Here is a 23,646-nt window from a genome sequence, read left to right as displayed (position 1 = left end):
CGATAAGCACAGCTCGGCCACTTGTGGATAAGTAAAGAGCGGGGATTCTACCGCTGTTCGGTAACAATCGCCCACTGCGCACTGACCGGCTGTGGATAAATCCCACGCCTGATGCAGTACAATCGCGACTTTTAATCGCCAACCAGCCGGCCATTCCCATGATCGAACCCAAGCGCGTCCTGCGCGCCCTCGCCGAACACTGGGCCTTACTTGAGCCACTGTGCGAACACTTCGACCAAGGCACCCTGAGCCTGAGCGAGCTGCGCGCACAACTGGCCGCCCAACAACTGGACAGCACGCCCCAGGACATCACTAGCCTGCTGGACGTGTGGATTCGCTTGGATATCCTGGTGCCTGTCGCCAAGAGCCCGAACCGTTTCGAGCTCAACGCGCAGATCCACGACTTCCTGGCGTATCTTCGCAAGGAGCACCGGCTTGGCCTGTGCCTGGAAATCGAAGCTTACCTGCGCCATCTTGAGCGCCTGGCCGGTTATATCCAGGACGCCTTCGACATCCGCGATGGTCACGACCTGGCCCGGCAACTGCGCCTGCTGGATATGCGCGTGCGGGATGTGCTGAAAAAACTCGCCAACGACGAACAAGCCCTCGCGGCCGTGGCCGACCGTGCCAAGACCAGCGACCGGCAGATCCCGTTGCGCCAGCGTTACGCCGAAGTCCTGGCGACCTGGGACGAATATGTCGAACCGATGATCCAGTTGGTGAACGCCGACGGCGCCTTCGAGCAAGGCGTGCGCAAGGTCGAGAATGTGCTGCTACGCATGCTCACCGAGCAGCAGCGCCTTGGCCACCTGGTGGACGACGACATGCTGCTGCGCACCCACGCGCGCATCCTCGAAATGCAGACCAGTGCCCAACTGACCTTGCGTCATGCGCGGGAGCTGCTGTTGCCACTACGAGAGGAAGCACGCCGGCACAACGCCGTGACCCGTGGCGCCGCGCTGGCATTATCGGCCATCCGCCGTAAAGGCCTGGACGCTGTGCCGCAGGCGGCGATGCCCATGTTCACCCGGCCGCAAAGCACCTTCCTGGGCAGTGCCAGCCAGGTCGAGGCCTATGTGTACGCCCTGGCGAATTTCGAGCCGAAACCGGCGCGATTCCCCAAGGCGCACAAATCCCACAAGGGCGAAGCCCAACGCGCGCCGCGTACGGTCAAGGAAATGCTGGAGCGTTGCGAAGATGCTCTGCCAATGCCGGACCTGATGAACTGGCTGCTGGAGCAGGAACCGGACGGCGCAACCGACGAATTGCTGTACTGGTTCTCGCGGCTCTCGCGGGAAAAACGCTTCAAGCGCGAACGCCTGGAACGCCGCGATTACCACACACACGAGCACCAGGTCAGCCTGCGCTCCTTCGCCCTGCTCCCGGCCAGCACCGACTCCGCCGAGAATTCTGCGAGCACCCCTTATGCATCTTGATCTATCCGAACTGTCCCAGCTGGCGCCGATCTTTCGCGAGCTGTTCAAGGGTTACCACGTCAGCCGCCGCGACCCGGAGCTGTACGCGCAACTGTCGAACTTCCAAGACCAGTACCGCACGCTGTTCCGGGCGCTGGGTTTTGAGCTGGTCTGCGATACACGAGGCTTCTACTACTTCGTGCCGGACTCCGCGATCGCCAGCGCGCAAGTCAACAAGACAGCGCAGCGCCTGGCGCTGTTCACCTTCATCATCGTCGAGCACTTGGCCGACCAGGGCCGCGATCCGATCGCCGTGCTCGACGGCGGCAGCCTTGGACGGGATGAGTTGCCGTCGCTGCTGGAAAAATACCGCGACCTGTTTATCCAGGCCGAAGTGCAGACCCAGGAAGAACTCGAAGAAAAAATCATGCGCCGCATGACGCAGTTGGGTTTTGCCAGCGAAGACAACGGCATCTATCGCTTCCTGCCGCCGATGCACCGCTTCCTCGACGTGTGCCTGTCGGTGCAACAAGACCGTGACCTCGCCGCCAGCGTGCACAGCGTATTGCCATTGCCAGCGCCAGTGATCATCGACGAAGACAGCGATGAAAAACTGCTGAAAACCGATGATCCGCTGGACCTAAGCGACTTCGCAGAAGAAAGCGAAGAAGACGCACTGGCCCGTGCCATTGCCGAAGAACAGGAGACCGACGCATGAGCAAGGAACGCTACGGCATCCGCCGCTTCGCCCTATTGAACACCGCCGGTTACAGCCTCGGTTTGTTCCCCCTGGAAGAGCCGCTATCGGTGTATGGCGCGAACAACCTGGGTAAATCCGCATCGATCAACGCCTTGCAGTTCCCGATCCTGGCGCGCATGTCGGACATGAGTTTCGGCAAGTACACGTTGGAGCAATCGCGCCGTTTCTACTTTGCAACCGACACCAGCTACATCCTGGTGGAAGTGTCCCTGCCCCACGGTCCGCACGTGATCGGTGTGGTAGGACGCGGCCCGGGTGGCGGTTTCGGTCACCAGTTCTTCGCTTATGCGGGCAAGCTGGACCTGGCTCACTACCAAAAGAACGACACGTGCCTGCGTCAGAAAGAACTGTTTACCAACCTTGAGCGCGAGGGTCTGAAAGCCTACGAACTCAAGCCGGATGAACTGCGCCGTTTGCTGGTGGGCGGCCACACGTCGATCCCCCTGGACCTGACGCTGATCCCGCTGCGTTCCACCAGCGAACAGAGTCTGAAGACCTTCCGCGCGCTGTTTATCAACTTGCTGCATATGCGCGAAATCACGGCGGCCAAGCTCAAGCAATTGTTCCTCGATGCCTTCGAACACAGCCTGCGTTCCGGCAGTGTGGACTACATCGCCGCGTGCGAAGAAGCCTTCCGCGATGTGCGACGTATGGAACAGGATTACAACTCCCTGGTCGCAGCGGGCCCGTTGGTCGAGGCACTGGCCAATGGCGTTCGGCAGCGCGACACACTGCGCGGCAAACTGCATCGCCTGTCGCCATTGCTCGACTCGTTGCTGGGCACTTGGTCGGACTACGCCAGTGCACGTAAGGAAGAGCTGACGATCCAGGCCGAACACTATCGCAACGAGCAGGACGCGCTGCAGAACGACCAGCGTGGCGGCACCCAAGAGCTGATGCGCCTGGAGCGTGAGATCAGCGGCATCCAGCGTTGGTTGGGCGAGCTGTCGGTGCTCAAGCATCGCTTTGCCCTGGTGGATGACGTGAAGGTCCTGGAGCAACAACTGCTGGCGGCCAAGGATGCTCACGATGAACTGGCTGGCGCTTTGGCGCAGTCACGCCAGTTCAGCGCCGAGGATTTGGACGAGCGTCTGCGGGATCTGGAAAAGCGTTTGAAGTCGGTCAAGCAGCAGCTTGATCACGCAGACAACAACAGCTACGCCAAGCTGCGGGAAGAATTCTCACAGCAGGATGTCGAGCGTCTGATGCGTCTGTTCAACAGTTCGTTGTTCAGCCTCCCGTTGGGTGAACACGGCATCACGCTGGATGAGGACGGCCAGTGGGTCAAATCCCTGGAGCAGATTCTCGATGGCTTCAAGGGCGAGCGTTTCGAAGTGCCGGGGCTGTCCATCGACATCTCGCACATCGAACCACCGGCGTTGCAGGCCCTGGCAGATCGCGCCGCATTGCGCGACCAGAAAGAGCGCCTGGAAAAAGAACTCAAGCAGCTCAAGACGCAGCAGGCTGTAACTTCCGACCGCGCGGCGAGCAAGACCCAAACCGAGGCGCTGTACCAGCAAGTGCTGGACGCGCAAAAGGCCTTGGAAGATTTTCGCCGTGCGCAAACCCTGAGCGCCGAAGAAGGCGAGAAGCTGGAAAACCTGGCGCAGATGGAAGCCGCTCAGGACGAGTTGAAGCGGTCCAGTGATGCATTTACCGAGCGCGTTCAGCAACTGTCGGCCAAGCTCCAACTGGTCGGTCGGCAGATCGGTGATATGGAAGCCAAACAGCGTACGCTTGATGACGCCTTACGCCGTCGTCAGTTGCTGCCGGCGGACTTGCCGTTCGGTACGCCGTTCATGGATCCGGTCGACGACTCCATGGACAACCTGTTGCCATTGCTCAACGACTATCAGGACAGCTGGCAAGGTCTGCTGCGCGCTGATGGCCAAATCGAGGCACTGTATGCGCAGGTGCGCCTCAAGGGCGTCGCCAAGTTCGACAGCGAGGATGACGTCGAGCGTCGCCTGCAACTGTTGATCAATGCCTATGCACACCGCACCGATGAGGCGCTGACCCTCGGCAAGGCACGCCGTGCGGCGGTCACTGATATCGCGCGGACCTTGCGTAACATCCGTAGCGACTACGACAGCCTTGAGCACCAACTGGCGCTGTTCAACCGCGAGATCAACAAGCGCCAGGTGTCCAACCTGCAAAGCTTCCGTATCGTGCTGGCCCCGAATAAGGAAGCCCTCAAGCATATCGACCAGATCATCCACAGCGCGGGTCAGTACGAGGAAGGTGAAACCTTGTCGGTCTTCGACCTCAGCCAGAGCGCCGAGCAAGACAACAAGAACGAAGAGGCCAAGGAATACCTCGCACGCCTGGTGGCGGCTAACCATAACCAACTGGGCCTCAAGGATCTGTTCGAGCTGGCTTTCGAGATCACCAAGGTGCATGGCCAACCGGTGATTCACACCGACATCGACGGTGCGGCATCCAACGGCACCACCATGACCATCAAGGCGCTGACCAACATGTATTTGTTGCTGCACTTGATGGACCGCGACCAAGCCGGGCGTGTGCGCTTGCCGTATTACCTTGATGAAGCAGCGGACATCGATGAAAAGAACCAGGCCGCATTGCTGGAAACCAGCTTGCAGCTGGGCTTCGTGCCGATCCTGGCCAGTGTGAAGCCGCAGGTGTCTGCCCAGGTGGCAATCGACCTGGAAGGCGGCAGCGGGCCGAACGGGATCTACATCGATGAGGCGGACTGGAAGTACATTCGTCGCCATGATGCAGTGAAGGCGACGGTGAATGCGCAGGCGGATGAGCCGGAATTGGATGAGGTCTGACGTGTTGCGCTGAAATGCAAAAAGGCCGCGATCTTATGGATCGCGGCCTTTTTTTAGGACAGGTTTTTGCAGTGCTTTTGAGGGCGCTATCGGACCTACTTGCCGAGCGGAATTTTAGGCGCCCAGGTCAGCCATTCATCCTCAACCTTATCGAACAGCGGAAAGGTTTGCTGCGGCCGTGCAGCGTTGCCCATGCGCTCGCCGTCTGGCGTGGCGAAGGCGATACCGCCGGAAACCAGCGTCTCAAGGGATTCGGTGCGCACGGTGGCGCCTTTGAACAGGCCGAAGTCGAGACCGAAGCCACTGGTATTCCAGAAACGACTGCCACCGCGCACCAGCGATGCGTACTTGGGCTCGATCAGGATATGGATCAGCACACGGTCAGCGGTTTGGCCCAATTCGTAGCCAGTGACTTTGCCCACGGTAACTTCGCGGTAGGTAACGGGGACACCTTCCTTCAACGAGCCACGACGTGCGGCGCTGAGCGTGAGGCTCAAACCGTCTTCTCGTCGGACAGCTTCAGGCGGCTGGTCCAAGGCGACAAAGCTCTTTTGCGGACCGGAGCTTTTTACCGCTGGTTGCACTTCGATGTATTGGCCAGTGACCAGGGTTTCCAGGTTGGAGGTTTTCATCAGGCCCAGTTCCGGCTTGACCACCCAGAACTGGCTACCTGCACGCGCGATGCGGTCTGCCACCTGAGTGATGCGGGCGCTGAGGAGCACCGACTGCATATCGGCACTCAGGTCGACACTCTCGATCTTGCCGACATCAAGGCCTTTGAAACGTACGGCAGTGCCTGGGCGCAGGCCGTCGGCGCGGTCGACCTTGATGGTCACCAGCGTGCCATGCTGATTGGCGGCTTCACGGTCAGCGAACAAACGGAAACGCGGAATACGTTTTTTCAGCGGCACGTTTGGCTGGGGGGTTTCGAAGGCGATACCACCGGCCATCAGGCTGGCCAGAGATTCACTCTTGACCTGGATGCCGCCGGTGAGGCCGCCGGTCAGGGTGACGCCGCTGGCATTCCAAAAGCGCGTGGAGCCATTGACCAGGTTTTCGTATTCCTTCTCGATGTGAACGCCAATCACCAGTTGCTTGTTCTTGCGCGAGAACTGGTAGCTCTGCACCGAACCGACCTTGACCTGCTTGTAGAGGATCGGGCTGCCAACATCCAGGGAGCCGAGGTTATCGGTGAACAGCACCATGTGCAGGCCCGGTGAACGCAGGTCCAGTGGCGGCGCTTTGGCGCGGGCAACGTATTCGCGCTGCGGGGCGCTGCCCTTATCGCCAGGGCGGATGGCGATGTAGTTACCTTTTACCAACGCTTCCAGACCGGTGATGCCTGCCAGGGAGATGGACGGTTTCACAACCCAGAATTGGGTGTCCTGCACCAGGTAATCTTCGGCCAACGGATCGAGAGTCAACTCGGCATTGGCGCTGGAGAGGTCCGGGTCGATCTTCAGGGTTTTCAGACTACCCACCTGGATGCCTTTGTACATCACCGGCGTACGCCCAGCCTGCAGGCCTTCGAAGTCGGTGAGCTTGACCTTCACCCTGATACCAGCAGCGGCGGCGTCGAAGTCTTCATACAGACGGAAAGGCAGGCTTGGGTCGGTCGGGGGGCTGTCTTTGCGGTTCTCCGGCGTGGCGAAGGCGATACCACCCGCGACGATGCTGGAAAGAGACTCGCTGCGCACTTTTACACCGGAAAGGTTAGCGTCGATGCTGATGCCGCTGGCGTTCCAGAAACGCGTGTGTTTGCGCACCAGGTTGGCGTAAGTCGGCTCGATGTAGACCTTGATTTCAACGGTACTTTGATCTTCGGACAACAGGTAGCTTTTGACCTGGCCGACTTGGATTTGCTTGTAGAAGACTGGGCTGCCACGGTTCAGCGAGCCGAGACGATCAGCCTTGATGGTCAAGTGCAGACCGGGCTTGGCGTCGGATAACGGGGGCTCTTCAGAGAGCGCTTTGAATTTACGTGTGGGCTCACCATCGCCAGGGCTGGCGGCGATGTAGTTACCCGAGACCAGGGTTTCCAAGCCGGTGATGCCGGCGAGGCTGACGCTGGGTTTGACCAGCCAGAAGCGCGTGTTGGTCTTGAGGTATTGATCGACGTCCTTATTCATCTCGATGGTGGCGATCACCCCGCGATTGTTGCCCTCGTCATCCAAAGCCAAGGCTTTGACCTTGCCCACGGGCATGCCCTTATAGACCACTTCAGTCTTGTTGACCTGAATGCCTTCGCCACTTTCGAAGCGCACTTGGATCTCGATGCCCTGTTGGGAATAGGCACGCCATCCCAGCCAGCCGCCGATGATCAGAGCAATCAGGGGCAACACCCAAATGGCCGACCAGTTGGAGGCTGGGCGGGTTTTAGCTTTAGGCAATTCACTCATGGTCGTCGTCCGACTCCGTGTTATCCCAAATCAGTCGGGGATCAAAAGTTACAGCGGCAAGCATCGTCAAGATCACCACACTGGCGAACGCCGCTGCGCCGAGGTTGGCCTCGACGCTGGCAAGCCGTCCAAAGTTTACGACCGCCACCAGGATGGCGATCACGAAGATATCCAACATGGACCAGCGCCCAATGAATTCGATAAAGCGGTACATCACAATGCGTTGTTGTGCAGAGAGCGGCTGGTGACGCTGCACCGAGAACAGTAGCAGGCCAATGCCAACCAGCTTGAATGTCGGCACCAGAATACTGGCGATAAATACCACGGCGGCGATGGGAAACATACCGTGCTGCACCAGTTGGATCACGCCAGCCATAATGGTGCTGGGGTCTCCCTGGCCCAATGAGTTGATGGTCATGATTGGCAGCAGGTTGGCGGGGATATATAGAATTGCGGCAGTGATCAGCAATGCCCAGGTGCGGGTAAGGCTGTTGGGACGGCGAGCATGGATCAGCGCACCGCAACGCGTGCAAATTTGCTCATCGGTATCTGCTTGCTGCTTGTTTAACTCGTGGCATTCGGTACAGATCAGAATGCCCGCATCAATCGCCCGCATGATCATCTTCCCCTGACAGTGCTTGCCAGATCTGATGCGGCGACATCACCACCTCAAGCAGAACCTGAACCATTAATAGACTGACGAAGCAGACCAAACCCAGGCCAATCGTGATGGAGGCCATGTCGGCAAGTTTTACGATCGCTACCAGTACGCCCATCAGGTAGACCTCCAACATTCCCCAATCTTTCATGTGGTGGTAGATGCGGTACAGCAGCAGGCCGTAACTACGCCCGATTTTCCAACGAATACTGAGCAGCACCGCCAATTGGCAAAGCAACTTGAGCAAGGGAATGCCCATGCTGCATAGAAACACTACAGCTGCGACGCCCTGCATGCCGGTATCGAACAAGCCAACTACGCCACTCCAGACGGTGTCCTCTGAGGACTGCCCGAGTAGATTGAGCTTCATGATGGGAAGAAAGTTCGCGGGGATGTACAGCAACAGCGCCGCGAGAACCAGCGCGAGGCTACGTTCGACGACATTGTGGCGATGAGCGTACAGCTCGTAACCGCAGCGCGGACATTGCGCTTTTTCGCCGAGGGCGAGCACGGGTTTGCGCATCAGCAAGTCACACTCATGGCATGCCACTAGATCGTCCAGTGGTAAATCCGACACCTCAAGGGCATCAACCGGATCGGGCATAGTAGGGCTCTGGCTCTAAAAAAGGTTAGGTGCCTATTCTAGTGGTCTGGTTCAGAAATAACTGTGCAAATTTGTCGTGGACCTCTTCGCACTTTCCGATCGCCCAAAACAAAACCCCATCTGCTTTCGCAAATGGGGTTTCGGAATTTAATCTTGACGATGACCTACTCTCACATGGGGAAACCCCACACTACCATCGGCGATGCATCGTTTCACTACTGAGTTCGGGATGGGATCAGGTGGTTCCAATGCTCTATGGTCGTCAAGAAATTCGGGTACTGAGTCGCGACCAGCAGGCCTCGCTTCAGCAAATTGGGTATGTGATAGCTTTCGGTGTTTGCAAGAGTCGAACTTTCGGTTCATTTCGTCTTCACACACCGCAATCTGGTGCTCTTTCGCTTTTCAGCTCGAAGCAAGCAAATTGCTTGGGTGTTATATGGTCAAGCCTCACGGGCAATTAGTATTGGTTAGCTCAACGCCTCACAGCGCTTACACACCCAACCTATCAACGTCGTAGTCTTCGACGGCCCTTCAGGGAACTCAAGGTTCCAGTGAGATCTCATCTTGAGGCTAGTTTCCCGCTTAGATGCTTTCAGCGGTTATCTATTCCGAACATAGCTACCCGGCAATGCCACTGGCGTGACAACCGGAACACCAGAGGTTCGTCCACTCCGGTCCTCTCGTACTAGGAGCAGCCCCTCTCAAATCTCAAACGTCCACGGCAGATAGGGACCGAACTGTCTCACGACGTTCTAAACCCAGCTCGCGTACCACTTTAAATGGCGAACAGCCATACCCTTGGGACCGGCTTCAGCCCCAGGATGTGATGAGCCGACATCGAGGTGCCAAACACCGCCGTCGATATGAACTCTTGGGCGGTATCAGCCTGTTATCCCCGGAGTACCTTTTATCCGTTGAGCGATGGCCCTTCCATACAGAACCACCGGATCACTAAGACCTACTTTCGTACCTGCTCGACGTGTCTGTCTCGCAGTCAAGCGCGCTTTTGCCTTTATACTCTACGACCGATTTCCGACCGGTCTGAGCGCACCTTCGTACTCCTCCGTTACTCTTTAGGAGGAGACCGCCCCAGTCAAACTACCCACCATACACTGTCCTCGATCCGGATAACGGACCTGAGTTAGAACCTCAAAGTTGCCAGGGTGGTATTTCAAGGTTGGCTCCACGCAGACTGGCGTCCACGCTTCAAAGCCTCCCACCTATCCTACACAAGCAAATTCAAAGTCCAGTGCAAAGCTATAGTAAAGGTTCACGGGGTCTTTCCGTCTAGCCGCGGATACACTGCATCTTCACAGCGATTTCAATTTCACTGAGTCTCGGGTGGAGACAGCGCCGCCATCGTTACGCCATTCGTGCAGGTCGGAACTTACCCGACAAGGAATTTCGCTACCTTAGGACCGTTATAGTTACGGCCGCCGTTTACCGGGGCTTCGATCAAGAGCTTCGCGTTAGCTAACCCCATCAATTAACCTTCCGGCACCGGGCAGGCGTCACACCCTATACGTCCACTTTCGTGTTTGCAGAGTGCTGTGTTTTTAATAAACAGTCGCAGCGGCCTGGTATCTTCGACCGGCATGAGCTTACGGAGCAAGTCCTTCACCCTCACCGGCGCACCTTCTCCCGAAGTTACGGTGCCATTTTGCCTAGTTCCTTCACCCGAGTTCTCTCAAGCGCCTTGGTATTCTCTACCCAACCACCTGTGTCGGTTTGGGGTACGGTTCCTGGTTACCTGAAGCTTAGAAGCTTTTCTTGGAAGCATGGCATCAACCACTTCGTTAACTAAAAGTTAACTCGTCATCAGCTCTCGGCCTTAAGATCCCGGATTTACCTAAGATCTCAGCCTACCACCTTAAACTTGGACAACCAACGCCAAGCTGGCCTAGCCTTCTCCGTCCCTCCATCGCAATAACCAGAAGTACAGGAATATTAACCTGTTTTCCATCGACTACGCTTTTCAGCCTCGCCTTAGGGACCGACTAACCCTGCGTCGATTAACGTTGCGCAGGAAACCTTGGTCTTTCGGCGTGGGTGTTTTTCACACCCATTGTCGTTACTCATGTCAGCATTCGCACTTCTGATACCTCCAGCAAGCTTCTCAACTCACCTTCACAGGCTTACAGAACGCTCCTCTACCGCATCACTTACGTGATACCCGTAGCTTCGGTGTATGGTTTGAGCCCCGTTACATCTTCCGCGCAGGCCGACTCGACTAGTGAGCTATTACGCTTTCTTTAAAGGGTGGCTGCTTCTAAGCCAACCTCCTAGCTGTCTAAGCCTTCCCACATCGTTTCCCACTTAACCATAACTTTGGGACCTTAGCTGACGGTCTGGGTTGTTTCCCTTTTCACGACGGACGTTAGCACCCGCCGTGTGTCTCCCATGCTCGGCACTTGTAGGTATTCGGAGTTTGCATCGGTTTGGTAAGTCGGGATGACCCCCTAGCCGAAACAGTGCTCTACCCCCTACAGTGATACATGAGGCGCTACCTAAATAGCTTTCGAGGAGAACCAGCTATCTCCGAGCTTGATTAGCCTTTCACTCCGATCCACAGGTCATCCGCTAACTTTTCAACGGTAGTCGGTTCGGTCCTCCAGTTAGTGTTACCCAACCTTCAACCTGCCCATGGATAGATCGCCCGGTTTCGGGTCTATTCCCAGCGACTAGACGCCCTATTAAGACTCGCTTTCGCTACGCCTCCCCTATTCGGTTAAGCTCGCCACTGAAAATAAGTCGCTGACCCATTATACAAAAGGTACGCAGTCACCCAACAAAGTGGGCTCCCACTGCTTGTACGCATACGGTTTCAGGATCTATTTCACTCCCCTCTCCGGGGTTCTTTTCGCCTTTCCCTCACGGTACTAGTTCACTATCGGTCAGTCAGTAGTATTTAGCCTTGGAGGATGGTCCCCCCATATTCAGACAAAGTTTCTCGTGCTCCGTCCTACTCGATTTCATGACTAAGAGATTTTCGCGTACAGGGCTATCACCCACTATGGCCGCACTTTCCAGAGCGTTCCGCTAATCTCAAAGCCACTTAAGGGCTAGTCCCCGTTCGCTCGCCACTACTAAGGGAATCTCGGTTGATTTCTTTTCCTCAGGGTACTTAGATGTTTCAGTTCCCCTGGTTCGCCTCTTACGCCTATGTATTCAGCGTAAGATAACCATCTTATGATGGCTGGGTTCCCCCATTCAGACATCTCCGGATCAAAGTCTGTTTGCCGACTCCCCGAAGCTTTTCGCAGGCTACCACGTCTTTCATCGCCTCTGACTGCCAAGGCATCCACCGTATGCGCTTCTTCACTTGACCATATAACCCCAAGCAATCTGGTTATACTGTGAAGACAACATTCGCCGAAAATTCGATTTGGCTCTTTCGAGCCACTCACAAATTTTACCTTAGCCTGATCCGTTACCAGTGAAAGTAACGTTCAGTCTATCTTTCTATCACATACCCAAATTTTTAAAGAACGATCTAATCAAAGACTAGAAATCAACATTCACCATCATCACAATGGAATGCTCATTTCTAAGCTTTCAACAAACAGAAGCAGTAGTGGTGGAGCCAAACGGGATCGAACCGTTGACCTCCTGCGTGCAAGGCAGGCGCTCTCCCAGCTGAGCTATGGCCCCGTATTTCTACAGGCGTTTCCCACACAAAATTGGTGGGTCTGGGCAGATTCGAACTGCCGACCTCACCCTTATCAGGGGTGCGCTCTAACCAACTGAGCTACAGACCCAATTTCGGGCTGCTTCTTTATCGTCTTCTTCAATGAATCAAGCAATTCGTGTGGGAACTTATGGAGCAGCTGATGTCGTCGATTAAGGAGGTGATCCAGCCGCAGGTTCCCCTACGGCTACCTTGTTACGACTTCACCCCAGTCATGAATCACACCGTGGTAACCGTCCTCCCGAAGGTTAGACTAGCTACTTCTGGTGCAACCCACTCCCATGGTGTGACGGGCGGTGTGTACAAGGCCCGGGAACGTATTCACCGCGACATTCTGATTCGCGATTACTAGCGATTCCGACTTCACGCAGTCGAGTTGCAGACTGCGATCCGGACTACGATCGGTTTTATGGGATTAGCTCCACCTCGCGGCTTGGCAACCCTCTGTACCGACCATTGTAGCACGTGTGTAGCCCAGGCCGTAAGGGCCATGATGACTTGACGTCATCCCCACCTTCCTCCGGTTTGTCACCGGCAGTCTCCTTAGAGTGCCCACCATTACGTGCTGGTAACTAAGGACAAGGGTTGCGCTCGTTACGGGACTTAACCCAACATCTCACGACACGAGCTGACGACAGCCATGCAGCACCTGTCTCAATGTTCCCGAAGGCACCAATCTATCTCTAGAAAGTTCATTGGATGTCAAGGCCTGGTAAGGTTCTTCGCGTTGCTTCGAATTAAACCACATGCTCCACCGCTTGTGCGGGCCCCCGTCAATTCATTTGAGTTTTAACCTTGCGGCCGTACTCCCCAGGCGGTCAACTTAATGCGTTAGCTGCGCCACTAAGAGCTCAAGGCTCCCAACGGCTAGTTGACATCGTTTACGGCGTGGACTACCAGGGTATCTAATCCTGTTTGCTCCCCACGCTTTCGCACCTCAGTGTCAGTATCAGTCCAGGTGGTCGCCTTCGCCACTGGTGTTCCTTCCTATATCTACGCATTTCACCGCTACACAGGAAATTCCACCACCCTCTACCATACTCTAGTCAGTCAGTTTTGAATGCAGTTCCCAGGTTGAGCCCGGGGATTTCACATCCAACTTAACAAACCACCTACGCGCGCTTTACGCCCAGTAATTCCGATTAACGCTTGCACCCTCTGTATTACCGCGGCTGCTGGCACAGAGTTAGCCGGTGCTTATTCTGTCGGTAACGTCAAAACAATCACGTATTAGGTAACTGCCCTTCCTCCCAACTTAAAGTGCTTTACAATCCGAAGACCTTCTTCACACACGCGGCATGGCTGGATCAGGCTTTCGCCCATTGTCCAATATTCCCCACTGCTGCCTCCCGTAGGAGTCTGGACCGTGTCTCAGTTCCAGTGTGACTGATCATCCTCTCAGACCAGTTACGGATCGTCGCCTTGGTGAGCCATTACCTCACCAACTAGCTAATCCGACCTAGGCTCATCTGATAGCGCAAGGCCCGAAGGTCCCCTGCTTTCTCCCGTAGGACGTATGCGGTATTAGCGTCCGTTTCCGAACGTTATCCCCCACTACCAGGCAGATTCCTAGGCATTACTCACCCGTCCGCCGCTCTCAAGAGAAGCAAGCTTCTCTCTACCGCTCGACTTGCATGTGTTAGGCCTGCCGCCAGCGTTCAATCTGAGCCATGATCAAACTCTTCAGTTCAAACATCTTTGGGTTTTTAAGAAACCCTAAACTTGGCTCAGCAATCGTTGGTTACATCTTTGATTTCTCGCGGAGTAACTTGTGATGCTGATAATCTTGTTGACTATCAGTCTGACTCCACAAGCACCCACACGAATTGCTTGATTCAGTTGTTAAAGAGCGGTTGGTTAAGATCTTTCGTCTCAACCGAGGCGCGCATTCTACAGCAGCCTCATTTGCTGTCAAGTGATTATTTTCAGAAGCTTTCGAAGATTTCTTCAACAACTTCAACCACTTGCGCTTCTGATCTCTCATCAGCGGGAGGCGAATTCTACAGCGTTACACGCTGCTGTCAACACCTCTTTTTCAACTTCCTTTTGGCTTCGATGAGCTGAAGCAACTTACTGCCGAAAACTGCGTAACTCGTTGTTTACCAAGGAGTTTTCCGTTTCGACTGCGCCGGAAGTGGGGCGAATTATAGGCTCCTAGAATCTGTGGTCAACCTTCTTTTTCATATTTTTGCCATATAACTCAAAAAAAGCCCTAGAAACGAAAAAGCCGGCCCAAAAGGGCCGGCTTTCTGCTCATAGAGCCTTACAGACTAGGGAAAGCAAACTGCGACGCCTCATGACTGGCCCGCTGAGGCCAACGCTGGGTAATCGCCTTGCGCCGGGTGTAAAAACGCACGCCATCCGGACCGTACGCATGTAAGTCACCAAACAGCGAGCGTTTCCAGCCACCAAAGCTGTGATAAGCCACCGGAACCGGCAGTGGAACGTTCACCCCAACCATACCCACTTCAATCTCATCACAGAACAGACGGGCCGCCTCACCATCACGGGTGAAGATGCACGTACCGTTCCCATACTCATGGTCGTTGATCAATTGCATCGCCGCCTCCAGGCTGCTCACCCGGACCACGCACAACACCGGCCCGAAGATCTCCTCCTTATAGATGCGCATCTCGGGCGTCACACGGTCAAACAGGCTGCCACCGAGGAAGAAGCCATCTTCATTCCCGGTAATACTTAGCCCACGGCCATCGACCACCAACTCTGCACCCGAAGCAACACCGTCTTCTATGTAGCCGCTGACCTTATCCCGCGCCTGACCGGTTACCAGCGGCCCCATATCCAGCCCACACGTCGTGCCCGCACCTATCTTCAGCGCCTTAATCTGCGGCACCAGCTTGGCGATCAACGCATCAGCTACCTGGTCACCTACGCAGACGGCCACAGAGATGGCCATGCAGCGCTCCCCGCAGGAGCCATACGCCGCGCCCATCAGCGCACTGACCGCATTATCCAAGTCCGCATCTGGCATCAGTACGGCGTGGTTCTTCGCCCCGCCCAGCGCCTGCACGCGCTTGCCGCGCTTGGTCGCTTCGGAATAGATGTACTCAGCAATCGGCGTCGACCCCACAAAACTCAGCGCTTTGACTTCCGGCGCCTCAATCAATGCGTCAACCGCGCCCTTATCACCGTGCACCACACTCAGCACGCCTTTAGGCAGACCGGCTTCCTGCAACAGTTGCGCAATCAGCAGCGTCGAACTCGGATCACGCTCCGAAGGCTTCAGGATGAAGCAGTTACCGCATACGATTGCCAGCGGATACATCCACAGCGGCACCATAGCCGGGAAGTTGAACGGCGTAATACCCGCTACCACGCCCAACGGCTGAAAGTCCGACCAAGCATCAATGTTCGGCCCAACGTTGCGGCTGTACTCGCCCTTCAGAATCTCCGGCGCCGAGCATGCGTACTCAACGTTCTCGATGCCACGCTTCAACTCACCCGCCGCGTCTTCCAGGGTCTTGCCATGCTCCTCGCTGATCAACTGCGAGATTCGCGCTTCGTTCTGTTCCAGCAACTGCTTGAAACGAAACATCACCTGGGCACGCTTGGCCGGCGGGGTATTACGCCACGCCGGGAATGCGGCCTTGGCCGAGTCGATCGCCTGTTGAATGGTTTCACGGCTGGCCAGCGGAACTTGGTGAATCACCTGGCCGGTGGACGGGTTATATACGTCGGCACTGCGACCACTGTCGTTGACCAACTCACCGTTGATCAAATGCTGGATAAGGCTCATGCAGGGCTCCTGAAAAGTTGTTCTATATAGAAAGAGAAATCAGTCGATCTTGTTCAGCACTTCGCCGACCGCATCAAACAGGCGATCCAGATCCTGCGGCTTGCTGTTGAAGGTTGGCCCGAACTGCAGGGTGTCGCCGCCAAAGCGCACGTAGAAACCTGCCTTCCACAAAGCCATGCCTGCCTCGAATGGACGCACGATGGCATCACCGTCACGCGGGGCAATCTGGATCGCACCGGCCAAGCCGTAGTTGCGAATGTCGATCACGTTCTTGCTGCCCTTCAAGCCGTGCAGCGCATTCTCAAAGTGCGGAGCGACTTCGGCTACGCTCTGCACCAGGCTTTCCTTCTGCAACAGGTCGAGTGCCGCCAGGCCAGCCGCGCAAGCAACGGGGTGCGCCGAGTAGGTGTAGCCGTGTGGAAATTCCACCGCGTACTCAGGCGTCGCCTGGTTCATAAAGGTCTGATAGATCTCGCTGCTGGCAATCACCGCGCCCATGGGGATCGCGCCATTGGTGACTTGCTTGGCGATGCACATCAGATCCGGAGTCACGCCGAAGCTGTCGGCGCCGAACATCGAGCCGGTACGGCCAAAACCGGTGATCACTTCGTCAAACACCAGCAGGATGTTGTGCTGGTCACAAATCTCTCGCAGGCGCTTGAGATAACCCTGCGGCGGCACCAACACGCCAGCGGAACCAGCCATCGGTTCGACAAACACTGCCGCGATGTTGGAAGCGTCATGCAGCTCAATCAGCTTGAGCAACTCATCGGCCAATGCGATGCCGCCCAGCTCAGGCATGCCGCGGGAGAAGGCATTGCTTGCCAGCAAGGTGTGCGGCAAATGGTCAACGTCCATCATCGCCTGGCCAAACATCTTACGGTTGCCGTTCACGCCGCCCAGGCTGGTGCCCGCGATGTTCACACCGTGATAGCCACGGGCGCGTCCGATCATCTTGGTCTTGGTGGCTTGGCCCTTCAGGCGCCAGTAGGCACGCACCATCTTCACCGCAGTATCGGCACACTCGGAGCCGGAGTCAGTGAAGAACACATGATTAAGGTTGCCTGGGGTCAGGTCGGTAATCTTTTCCGCCAGTTGGAAGGACAACGGATGACCGTACTGGAAGCCAGGGGAGTAATCCAACGTACCCAATTGCTTGGCCACCGCTTCCTGGATTTCCTTGCGTGTGTGCCCGGCGCCGCACGTCCACAGGCCAGACAACGAGTCGTACACCTTGCGGCCTTTGTCATCGGTCAACCAGCTACCTTCGGCGGCCACGATCAGGCGCGGGTCACGCTGGAAGTTGCGGTTGGCCGTGTAGGGCATCCAGTGCGCGTCCAACTTCAGTTGGCTGGCCAGGGACGATGGGGCGTTTTCAGGCATGTTCATCAGCAAAACCTCGCAGGGCAAAAGGCCGCGTCGGGATTGAAACGCGTTGTTGCAGCTAAATTGCCACGGCGATAAAGTCGGTGAAATTCAACTCTTCTAACCTTCAGTCAGGCCTTCACTAAACTATGAGCAGCCGTCGACCCGATCCTCTCGCCCAAGTGAGCGACTTTGATATTCGCCTGCTACGCATCTTCCGGAGTGTGGTGGAATGCGGCGGCTTCTCGGCAGCGGAAACCGTGCTCGGCATCGGGCGCTCGGCCATCAGTCAGCAAATGAGCGACCTTGAACAGCGTCTCGGATTGCGCCTCTGCCAACGTGGCCGCGCGGGGTTCTCACTGACCGAAGAAGGCCGCGAGGTCTATCAGTCAGCCCTGCAACTATTAAGTGCACTGGAAAGTTTTCGTACCGAGGTCAACGGTCTGCACCAGCATTTGCGCGGCGAGTTGATCATTGGCCTCACCGACAACCTCGTCACCCTGCCCCACATGCGCATCACTCACGCCTTGGCCCAATTAAAGGAGCGCGGCCCAGACGTGCAGATCCAAATCCGCATGATCGCCCCCAATGAAGTCGAACAAGGCGTACTCGATGGTCGTTTACATGTGGGCGTAGTGCCCCAGGCCAGCGCCCTTTCGGGATTGGAGTACCAACCGCTGTACAGCGAACGCTCGCTGCTCTATTGCGCAGTCGGCCATCCGTTGTTTTACGCCGAAGACAAGCAGTTGGGCGACGAGCGCATCGACAGCCAGGACGCCATCGCTCCAACATTCCGTTTGCCTGCCGAAATCCAGGCCCATTACCAAGCGCTCAACTGCACCGCCAGCGCCTCGGACCGCGAAGGCATGGCGTTCCTGATCCTGACCGGCCGCTACATCGGCTACCTGCCCGACCACTACGCCAGCCTCTGGGTACAACAAGGCCGACTGCGTGCGCTGAAATCGGCTACGCGTTTTTACGATTTAAGCCTCGCATCGGTCACACGCAAGGGCCGTCGCCCTCATTTGGTGCTGGAAAGCTTCCTCGACAGTCTGGCCACAACGCGCTAGCTCAGGCTTTACGCTAAAAGCTGAGCAACTGGACAGCTTTTTGCAAGAACAGATGGAACTTGACCATCCGCCTTGAGTTAGCCCGCCATGCCACCAGAATCCTCCACCCCCAGCGACCTGATCTACGGCCTCAACGACCGCCCCAAACCCGTCCCGGCATTTCTGGCCGCACTGCAGCACGTGCTGGCCGCTTTTGTCGGCATCATCACTCCGCCACTGATCATCGGCTCCACTCTGGGCCTGACCGCCCATTTGCCCTATCTGATCAGTATGGCGTTGATGGTGTCCGGTGTCGGCACATTCATCCAGGCGCGTAGGCCATTTGGGATAGGCGCCGGGATGATTTGCCTGCAAGGCACCAGCTTTGCCTTTCTCGGCGCGGTACTGTCGGCAGGCTTCCTGGTGAAACAACGCGGCGGCAGCCCGGAAGACATCATGGCGATGATCTTCGGCGTGTGCTTTTTCGGCGCGGCGGTGCAGATCGTGCTGAGCCGTTTTATCGGCCAACTGCGCCGAGTCATCACGCCTTTGGTGACAGGGATTGTCATCACGCTAATCGGCATCAGCCTGATCAAAGTCGGCATTACCGACCTCGGCGGTGGCATCAACGCCCCTGACTTCGGCGCGCCCACCAATCTTGCATTGGGCCTGTTCGTGGTGCTGACGATCATTCTGCTCAACCGTTCCAACACGCCCTGGGTGCGGCTCTCGGCGATCATTATCGGTCTGGCCCTTGGCAGCCTGGCTGCGTGGTTCAGCGGCAAACTCGTGCCCCAAGCCCTGCCTGACTTACCTCTGGTGAGCCTGCCGATTCCGTTTCGCTTTGGATTCAACTTCGACTGGAGCGCTTTCCTACCGATCGCGCTGATTTACCTGATCAGCAGCATCGAGACCGTCGGCGACCTCACCGCCAACTGCATGATCGCCCGCCAGCCCATCAGCGGCCCTTCTTATATAAGCCGACTCAAGGGAGGCGTACTGGGTGATGGCGTGAGCTGCATGATCGCGGCCACTTTCAGTGCCTTCCCCAACACCACCTTTGCTCAGAACAATGGCGTAATCCAACTCACTGGCGTGGCCAGCCGTTACGTTGGCTTATATATAGGCGTGGTGCTGTTTTGCCTCGGTTTGTTTCCGTTGATTGGCGCGGTGCTGCAGCAAATCCCCAAACCCGTATTGGGCGGCGCGACCCTGGTGATGTTCGGCAGTGTGGCCGCCGCTGGCGTGCGCATCCTCGCCCAGGCGCCGCTGGACCGACGCAGCATGCTGATCATCGCCACGTCGTTTGGCGTCGGCCTGGGCATCGCCGCCCAACCCAATCTGCTTCACCTGATGCCAACCCTGGTGCAGAACTTGTTCGACTCCGCCATCACCAGCGGCGGGCTGACCGCCATCGTACTGTGCCTGCTACTGCCGGAATCCAAGGCGATCGAAACTGCCGCAAACCAAGCGCCGGAAAGCGACACCTTGGAACCGCTTTAAGGGTTTTATTGCATCGGGACTTGTCTGAGGCTTGAGGGTGGGTTATCTGTGCACACGTCGTCTCTATCGATCAGCACGGTAATCTCCATGAGCCTCGAAGTTCCTGCCCACAGCAACCACGCCGGTAAGCCCGCCAGCCGCATTCGGCAAAAGAACGAACAAGCGATTCTCCAGGCTGCTGAAGATGAATTCGCGCGCCATGGCTACAAGGGCACCAGCATGAACACTATTGCTGCCAGCGCCGGATTGCCGAAGGCCAACTTGCACTACTACTTCACGAACAAGCTGGGCCTGTATATCGCCGTGCTCAGCAATATCCTCGAACTGTGGGACAGCACCTTCAACACGCTGACCGCCGAGGACGACCCTGCCGTGGCCCTCTCCCGCTACATCCGCACCAAGATGGAGTTTTCGCGACGCCAACCCCAGGCCTCGCGGATCTTCGCCATGGAGATCATCAGCGGCGGCGAATGCCTCACCGAATATTTCAGCCAGGATTACCGCACGTGGTTCAGTGGCCGGGCGGCAGTGTTCCAAGCCTGGATCGACGCCGGCAAGATGGACCCCATCGACCCCGTGCACCTGATCTTCCTGCTGTGGGGCAGCACCCAGCACTACGCAGACTTCGCCACCCAGATCTGCCGCGTCACCGGTCGCACCAAGCTGACCAAGCAAGATATGGAAGATGCCGGCACCAACCTGATCCACATCATTCTCAAAGGCTGCGGCATCAAGCCGAGCCTCTAGACGAAGTCACTTATGCCTTTCACGCTCACCGGCCTTTGCGAGTTTCGTGAAGAAATACGTAAAAGCCGCTTCATCACCCTCGCCGCCCCGATCACCAGCCCGCAGGACGCTCAGGCTTTTTTCGAGCAACACAGCGACCTGAACGCCACGCATAACTGCTGGGCCTGGAAGCTGGCCGACCAATACCGCAGCAGTGACGACGGCGAACCCGGTGGCACTGCCGGGCGGCCGATTCTCGCAGCCATCGAAGCCCAGGGTTTTGATCAAGTCGCGGTATTGGTGATTCGCTGGTACGGCGGCATCCAATTGGGCACCGGCGGCCTCGCCCGTGCCTATGGCGGCGGAGCGAACAAATGCCTGCAGAATGCCGAGCGTCTCGAACTGATCAGCCGCGTACCACTGAGTTGCGCCTGTGGATTCTCCGAACTGAACTTGGTGAAGCTGCGCGTTGCTGAACTTGGCGGCCTAGTGGTGGAAGAAAACTTCACCGCCAACGGTGTGGAGTTGCAACTGGCACTGGGTGAGGCGCACATCGACACGCTCCAAGCCCAGCTCGCCGACCTGAGCCGTGGGCGTATCCTGCTGCAACGCTGAAACTGTTACTGTTATTTGCTGAATCCCCCTGAACCGCGACTCTAAAGGAAGCTTTTCATGTCTACGCCAAAAACCGCACTGATCATCGGCGCCTCGCGCGGGCTGGGCCTTGGCCTGGTCAAGCAATTGCTCCAGGACGGCTGGGACGTGACCGCCACCGTGCGTGATCCGAGCAAGGCTGATGCCCTTAAAGCGGTGGGTCCGGTGCAGATCGAAAAACTGGACATGGACGATCAGCAAGCCGTGATCGCCCTGGCCCAGCGCCTCAAAGAGCGCACCTTCGACCTGCTGTTCGTCAACGCCGGCGTCAAGGGTCCGGCCAACCAGGAGCCCGGTCACGCCACTCTCGCGGAAGTCGGCCAGTTGTTTTTCACTAATGCCGTGGCGCCGATCAACCTGGCGCAGCGCTTTGTCGGGCAGATCCGCAAAGACAGCGGCGTGCTCGCATTCATGAGTTCGGTATTGGGCAGCGTAATGATCCCCGACGGCTCAGACCTGGCGCTGTACAAGGCCAGCAAGGCCGCGCTGAACTCCATGACCAACAGCTTCATCACTCAACTGGGCGACCACACACTCACTGTTCTGTCACTGCATCCTGGCTGGGTGAAGACCGACATGGGCGGCGAAAACGCGCACATCGATGTCGACACCAGCGTGCGCGGCCTGGTGGATCAGGTAAATGCCTACACCGGCAAAGGTGGTCACCACTTCGTGGACTACAAAGGCGACACCATCGCCTGGTAAGCGACGAGCAGCGTTATCGACTGATTGCCGTCGATAACGCTGCGCGCGTAGACTGCGCCCTCGCCCCAACCGGCGACCCTGGATCAGCAGACAGGGCAACACTGAGCTGGCAAACCTGAACCCATCATTCAGAGGAGCCGGCCAATGCCTGCGCCCCGTATCTGGTTAAAAAACCCCCTCGCGATTTTCACTGCCAATGGCCTTGATGCCCGTGGCGGCCTGGTGCAGCAGGACGGTGTGATCACCGAAGTGCTGGGCTGGGGAAAAGAGCCCGCTGTGCCTTGTGGACAGGTGTTCGACGCACGCGAACATGTGATCCTGCCCGGCCTGATCAACACCCACCATCATTTTTACCAAACCCTCACCCGTGCCTGGGCGCCGGTGGTCAATCAGCCGTTGTTCCCCTGGCTGAAAACGCTGTACCCGGTGTGGGCGCGTCTGACGCCCGAGAAACTTGCTCTGGCCACCAAAGTCGCCTTGGCCGAATTGCTACTCTCGGGCTGCACCACCGCCGCCGACCACCACTACCTGTTCCCCGACGGCCTGGAAAATGCCATCGACGTGCAAGTTGATACGGTGCGCGAATTAGGCATGCGCGCCATGCTTACCCGGGGCTCCATGAGCCTGGGCGAAGCCGACGGTGGCCTCCCGCCGCAACAGACCGTGCAACAAGGGCAGGTCATCCTCGACGACAGCCAGCGCTTGATCCGCGAATACCACCAACGCGGCGACGGCGCACAGATCCAGATTGCCCTGGCGCCTTGCTCGCCGTTCTCCGTCACACCGGAAATCATGCGCGCCAGCGCCGAACTGGCCAACAGCCTAGACGTGCGCCTGCACACCCATCTGGCGGAAACCCTCGACGAAGAAGATTTTTGCCTGCAACGCTTCGGCCTGCGCACCGTGGATTACCTCGACAGCGTGGGCTGGCTCGGCCCACGCACTTGGCTGGCACATGGCATTCACTTCAACCCTGATGAAATCGCCCGCCTTGGCGCCGCCGGTACCGGTATCTGCCACTGCCCAAGCTCAAATATGCGCCTGGCGTCCGGCATCTGCCCTACCCTCGACTTGCTAGCCGCGGGCGCGCCCATCGGCCTGGGCGTGGACGGTTCCGCCTCCAATGATGCATCGAACATGATTCTCGAAGCACGACAGGCCCTGTACATCCAGCGTCTACGTTATGGCGCAGAAAAGATCACCCCCGAAGGCGTGCTCGGCTGGGCCACCAAAGGTTCGGCGCAGTTGCTGGGGCGTACGGATATCGGTGAATTGGCCGTGGGTAAACAGGCGGATCTGGCGCTGTTCAAACTTGATGAGCTGCGGTTCTCCGGTAGCCATGATCCGATTTCGGCGCTGCTGTTGTGTGGTGCGGATCGTGCGGATCGGGTGATGGTCGCGGGCAAATGGCGAGTGATCGACGGGCAGGTCGAGGGCCTGGATCTGAAACGTTTGATCGCCGATCACAGCCAGGCGGCGCGACGATTGATCGCAGGGACCTAAGTAAACACCGTTCAACATGCGGGAGGGGAACGTCGATTCGTCGCACCACCCCTCCCGCTTTTTAT

The 23,646-nt window shown here is 57.2% G+C and carries 14 protein-coding genes, 2 tRNA genes and 3 rRNA genes; 9 read left to right on the top strand and 10 right to left on the bottom strand.

All coding sequences use genetic code 11. The features are described from left to right. The first annotated feature begins 158 nt into the window (after positions 1–158). From mksB to mksF, 3 genes are read left to right on the top strand one after another with little or no spacing between them, the layout of a single operon-like run. Positions 159–1,436 carry an Mks condensin complex protein MksB gene (mksB, locus tag LRO94_RS04235; RefSeq protein WP_032886033.1) on the top strand — a complete coding sequence of 426 codons (1,278 nt, stop codon included), beginning with the start codon at positions 159–161 and terminating at the stop codon, positions 1,434–1,436. Further along, complete coding sequence (gene mksE / locus LRO94_RS04230; RefSeq protein WP_032886032.1) at positions 1,426–2,133, top strand: Mks condensin complex protein MksE; 708 nt, start codon at positions 1,426–1,428, stop codon at positions 2,131–2,133. Before mksB ends, mksE begins: the two co-directional genes overlap by 11 nt. After that, positions 2,130–4,970, top strand: coding sequence for an Mks condensin complex protein MksF (gene mksF / locus LRO94_RS04225; RefSeq protein WP_032886031.1), 2,841 nt, complete (start codon positions 2,130–2,132; stop codon positions 4,968–4,970). Before mksE ends, mksF begins: the two co-directional genes overlap by 4 nt. A gap of 95 nt (positions 4,971–5,065) precedes the next feature. On the opposite strand, the gene LRO94_RS04220 is transcribed toward mksF, so the two are convergent. The 10 genes from LRO94_RS04220 to LRO94_RS04175 form a co-directional block, all read right to left on the bottom strand. After that, positions 5,066–7,369: a PqiB family protein gene (locus tag LRO94_RS04220; protein WP_095183739.1), complete on the bottom strand. Its 2,304-nt coding sequence runs from the start codon at positions 7,367–7,369 to the stop codon at positions 5,066–5,068. Beyond that, the gene (locus LRO94_RS04215; RefSeq protein WP_032886029.1) at positions 7,362–7,985 is read right to left on the bottom strand and encodes a paraquat-inducible protein A; all 624 of its coding nucleotides are present in this window, start codon (positions 7,983–7,985) and stop codon (positions 7,362–7,364) included. The genes LRO94_RS04220 and LRO94_RS04215 overlap by 8 nt, the downstream gene beginning before the upstream one ends. Further along, positions 7,972–8,631, bottom strand: a complete 660-nt coding sequence (locus LRO94_RS04210; protein ID WP_032886028.1) for a paraquat-inducible protein A — start codon at positions 8,629–8,631, stop codon at positions 7,972–7,974. The genes LRO94_RS04215 and LRO94_RS04210 overlap by 14 nt, the downstream gene beginning before the upstream one ends. A 151-nt stretch (positions 8,632–8,782) precedes the next feature. After that, positions 8,783–8,898: ribosomal RNA gene (gene rrf, locus LRO94_RS04205) — 5S ribosomal RNA — on the bottom strand. Positions 8,899–9,067: 169 nt separating this feature from the next. Beyond that, positions 9,068–11,959, bottom strand: a 23S ribosomal RNA gene (locus LRO94_RS04200). 247 nt (positions 11,960–12,206) lie between these two features. After that, a tRNA-Ala gene (locus LRO94_RS04195) sits at positions 12,207–12,282 on the bottom strand. Between the two features lie 30 nt (positions 12,283–12,312). Then, positions 12,313–12,389: transfer RNA gene (locus tag LRO94_RS04190), tRNA-Ile, on the bottom strand. 83 nt (positions 12,390–12,472) lie between these two features. Next, positions 12,473–14,009 (bottom strand): 16S ribosomal RNA (locus LRO94_RS04185). The 16S, 23S and 5S rRNA genes sit together here with 2 tRNA genes alongside, the layout of an rRNA operon. Positions 14,010–14,582: 573 nt before the next feature. Further along, positions 14,583–16,076: a CoA-acylating methylmalonate-semialdehyde dehydrogenase gene (locus LRO94_RS04180; protein WP_032887095.1), complete on the bottom strand. Its 1,494-nt coding sequence runs from the start codon at positions 16,074–16,076 to the stop codon at positions 14,583–14,585. A 39-nt stretch (positions 16,077–16,115) separates the two neighbouring features. Next, a complete protein-coding gene (locus LRO94_RS04175; protein ID WP_179179560.1) occupies positions 16,116–17,465 on the bottom strand; it encodes an aspartate aminotransferase family protein in 1,350 nt (449 codons plus the stop codon). Between the two features lie 125 nt (positions 17,466–17,590). Between LRO94_RS04175 and LRO94_RS04170 the strand changes: the two genes are divergently transcribed. The 6 genes from LRO94_RS04170 (at position 17,591) to LRO94_RS04145 (ending at position 23,581) form a co-directional block, all read left to right on the top strand. Next, entirely contained in the window at positions 17,591–18,511 is a 921-nt protein-coding gene (locus LRO94_RS04170) for a LysR family transcriptional regulator (protein WP_032887097.1), read from the top strand. An 87-nt stretch (positions 18,512–18,598) separates the two neighbouring features. After that, positions 18,599–19,993: a uracil-xanthine permease family protein gene (locus tag LRO94_RS04165; protein WP_179179561.1), complete on the top strand. Its 1,395-nt coding sequence runs from the start codon at positions 18,599–18,601 to the stop codon at positions 19,991–19,993. An 87-nt stretch (positions 19,994–20,080) separates the two neighbouring features. Continuing rightward, a complete protein-coding gene (locus tag LRO94_RS04160; protein WP_032887099.1) occupies positions 20,081–20,740 on the top strand; it encodes a TetR/AcrR family transcriptional regulator in 660 nt (219 codons plus the stop codon). A gap of 12 nt (positions 20,741–20,752) precedes the next feature. Beyond that, positions 20,753–21,334 (top strand): IMPACT family protein, encoded by a 582-nt coding sequence (locus LRO94_RS04155; protein WP_032887101.1) that lies wholly within the window; start codon positions 20,753–20,755, stop codon positions 21,332–21,334. Positions 21,335–21,391: 57 nt separating this feature from the next. Further along, entirely contained in the window at positions 21,392–22,078 is a 687-nt protein-coding gene (locus tag LRO94_RS04150; protein WP_179179562.1) for an SDR family oxidoreductase, read from the top strand. A 144-nt stretch (positions 22,079–22,222) separates the two neighbouring features. Next, complete coding sequence (locus tag LRO94_RS04145; RefSeq protein WP_179179563.1) at positions 22,223–23,581, top strand: 8-oxoguanine deaminase; 1,359 nt, start codon at positions 22,223–22,225, stop codon at positions 23,579–23,581. Positions 23,582–23,646: the final 65 nt, after the last annotated feature.

It is taken from the genome of Pseudomonas sivasensis (assembly GCF_021391435.1).
GTDB lineage: Bacteria > Pseudomonadota > Gammaproteobacteria > Pseudomonadales > Pseudomonadaceae > Aquipseudomonas > Aquipseudomonas sivasensis.
Note: the sequence above shows the minus strand (reverse complement) of the source record. Positions and strands in the feature narration are given on the sequence as shown.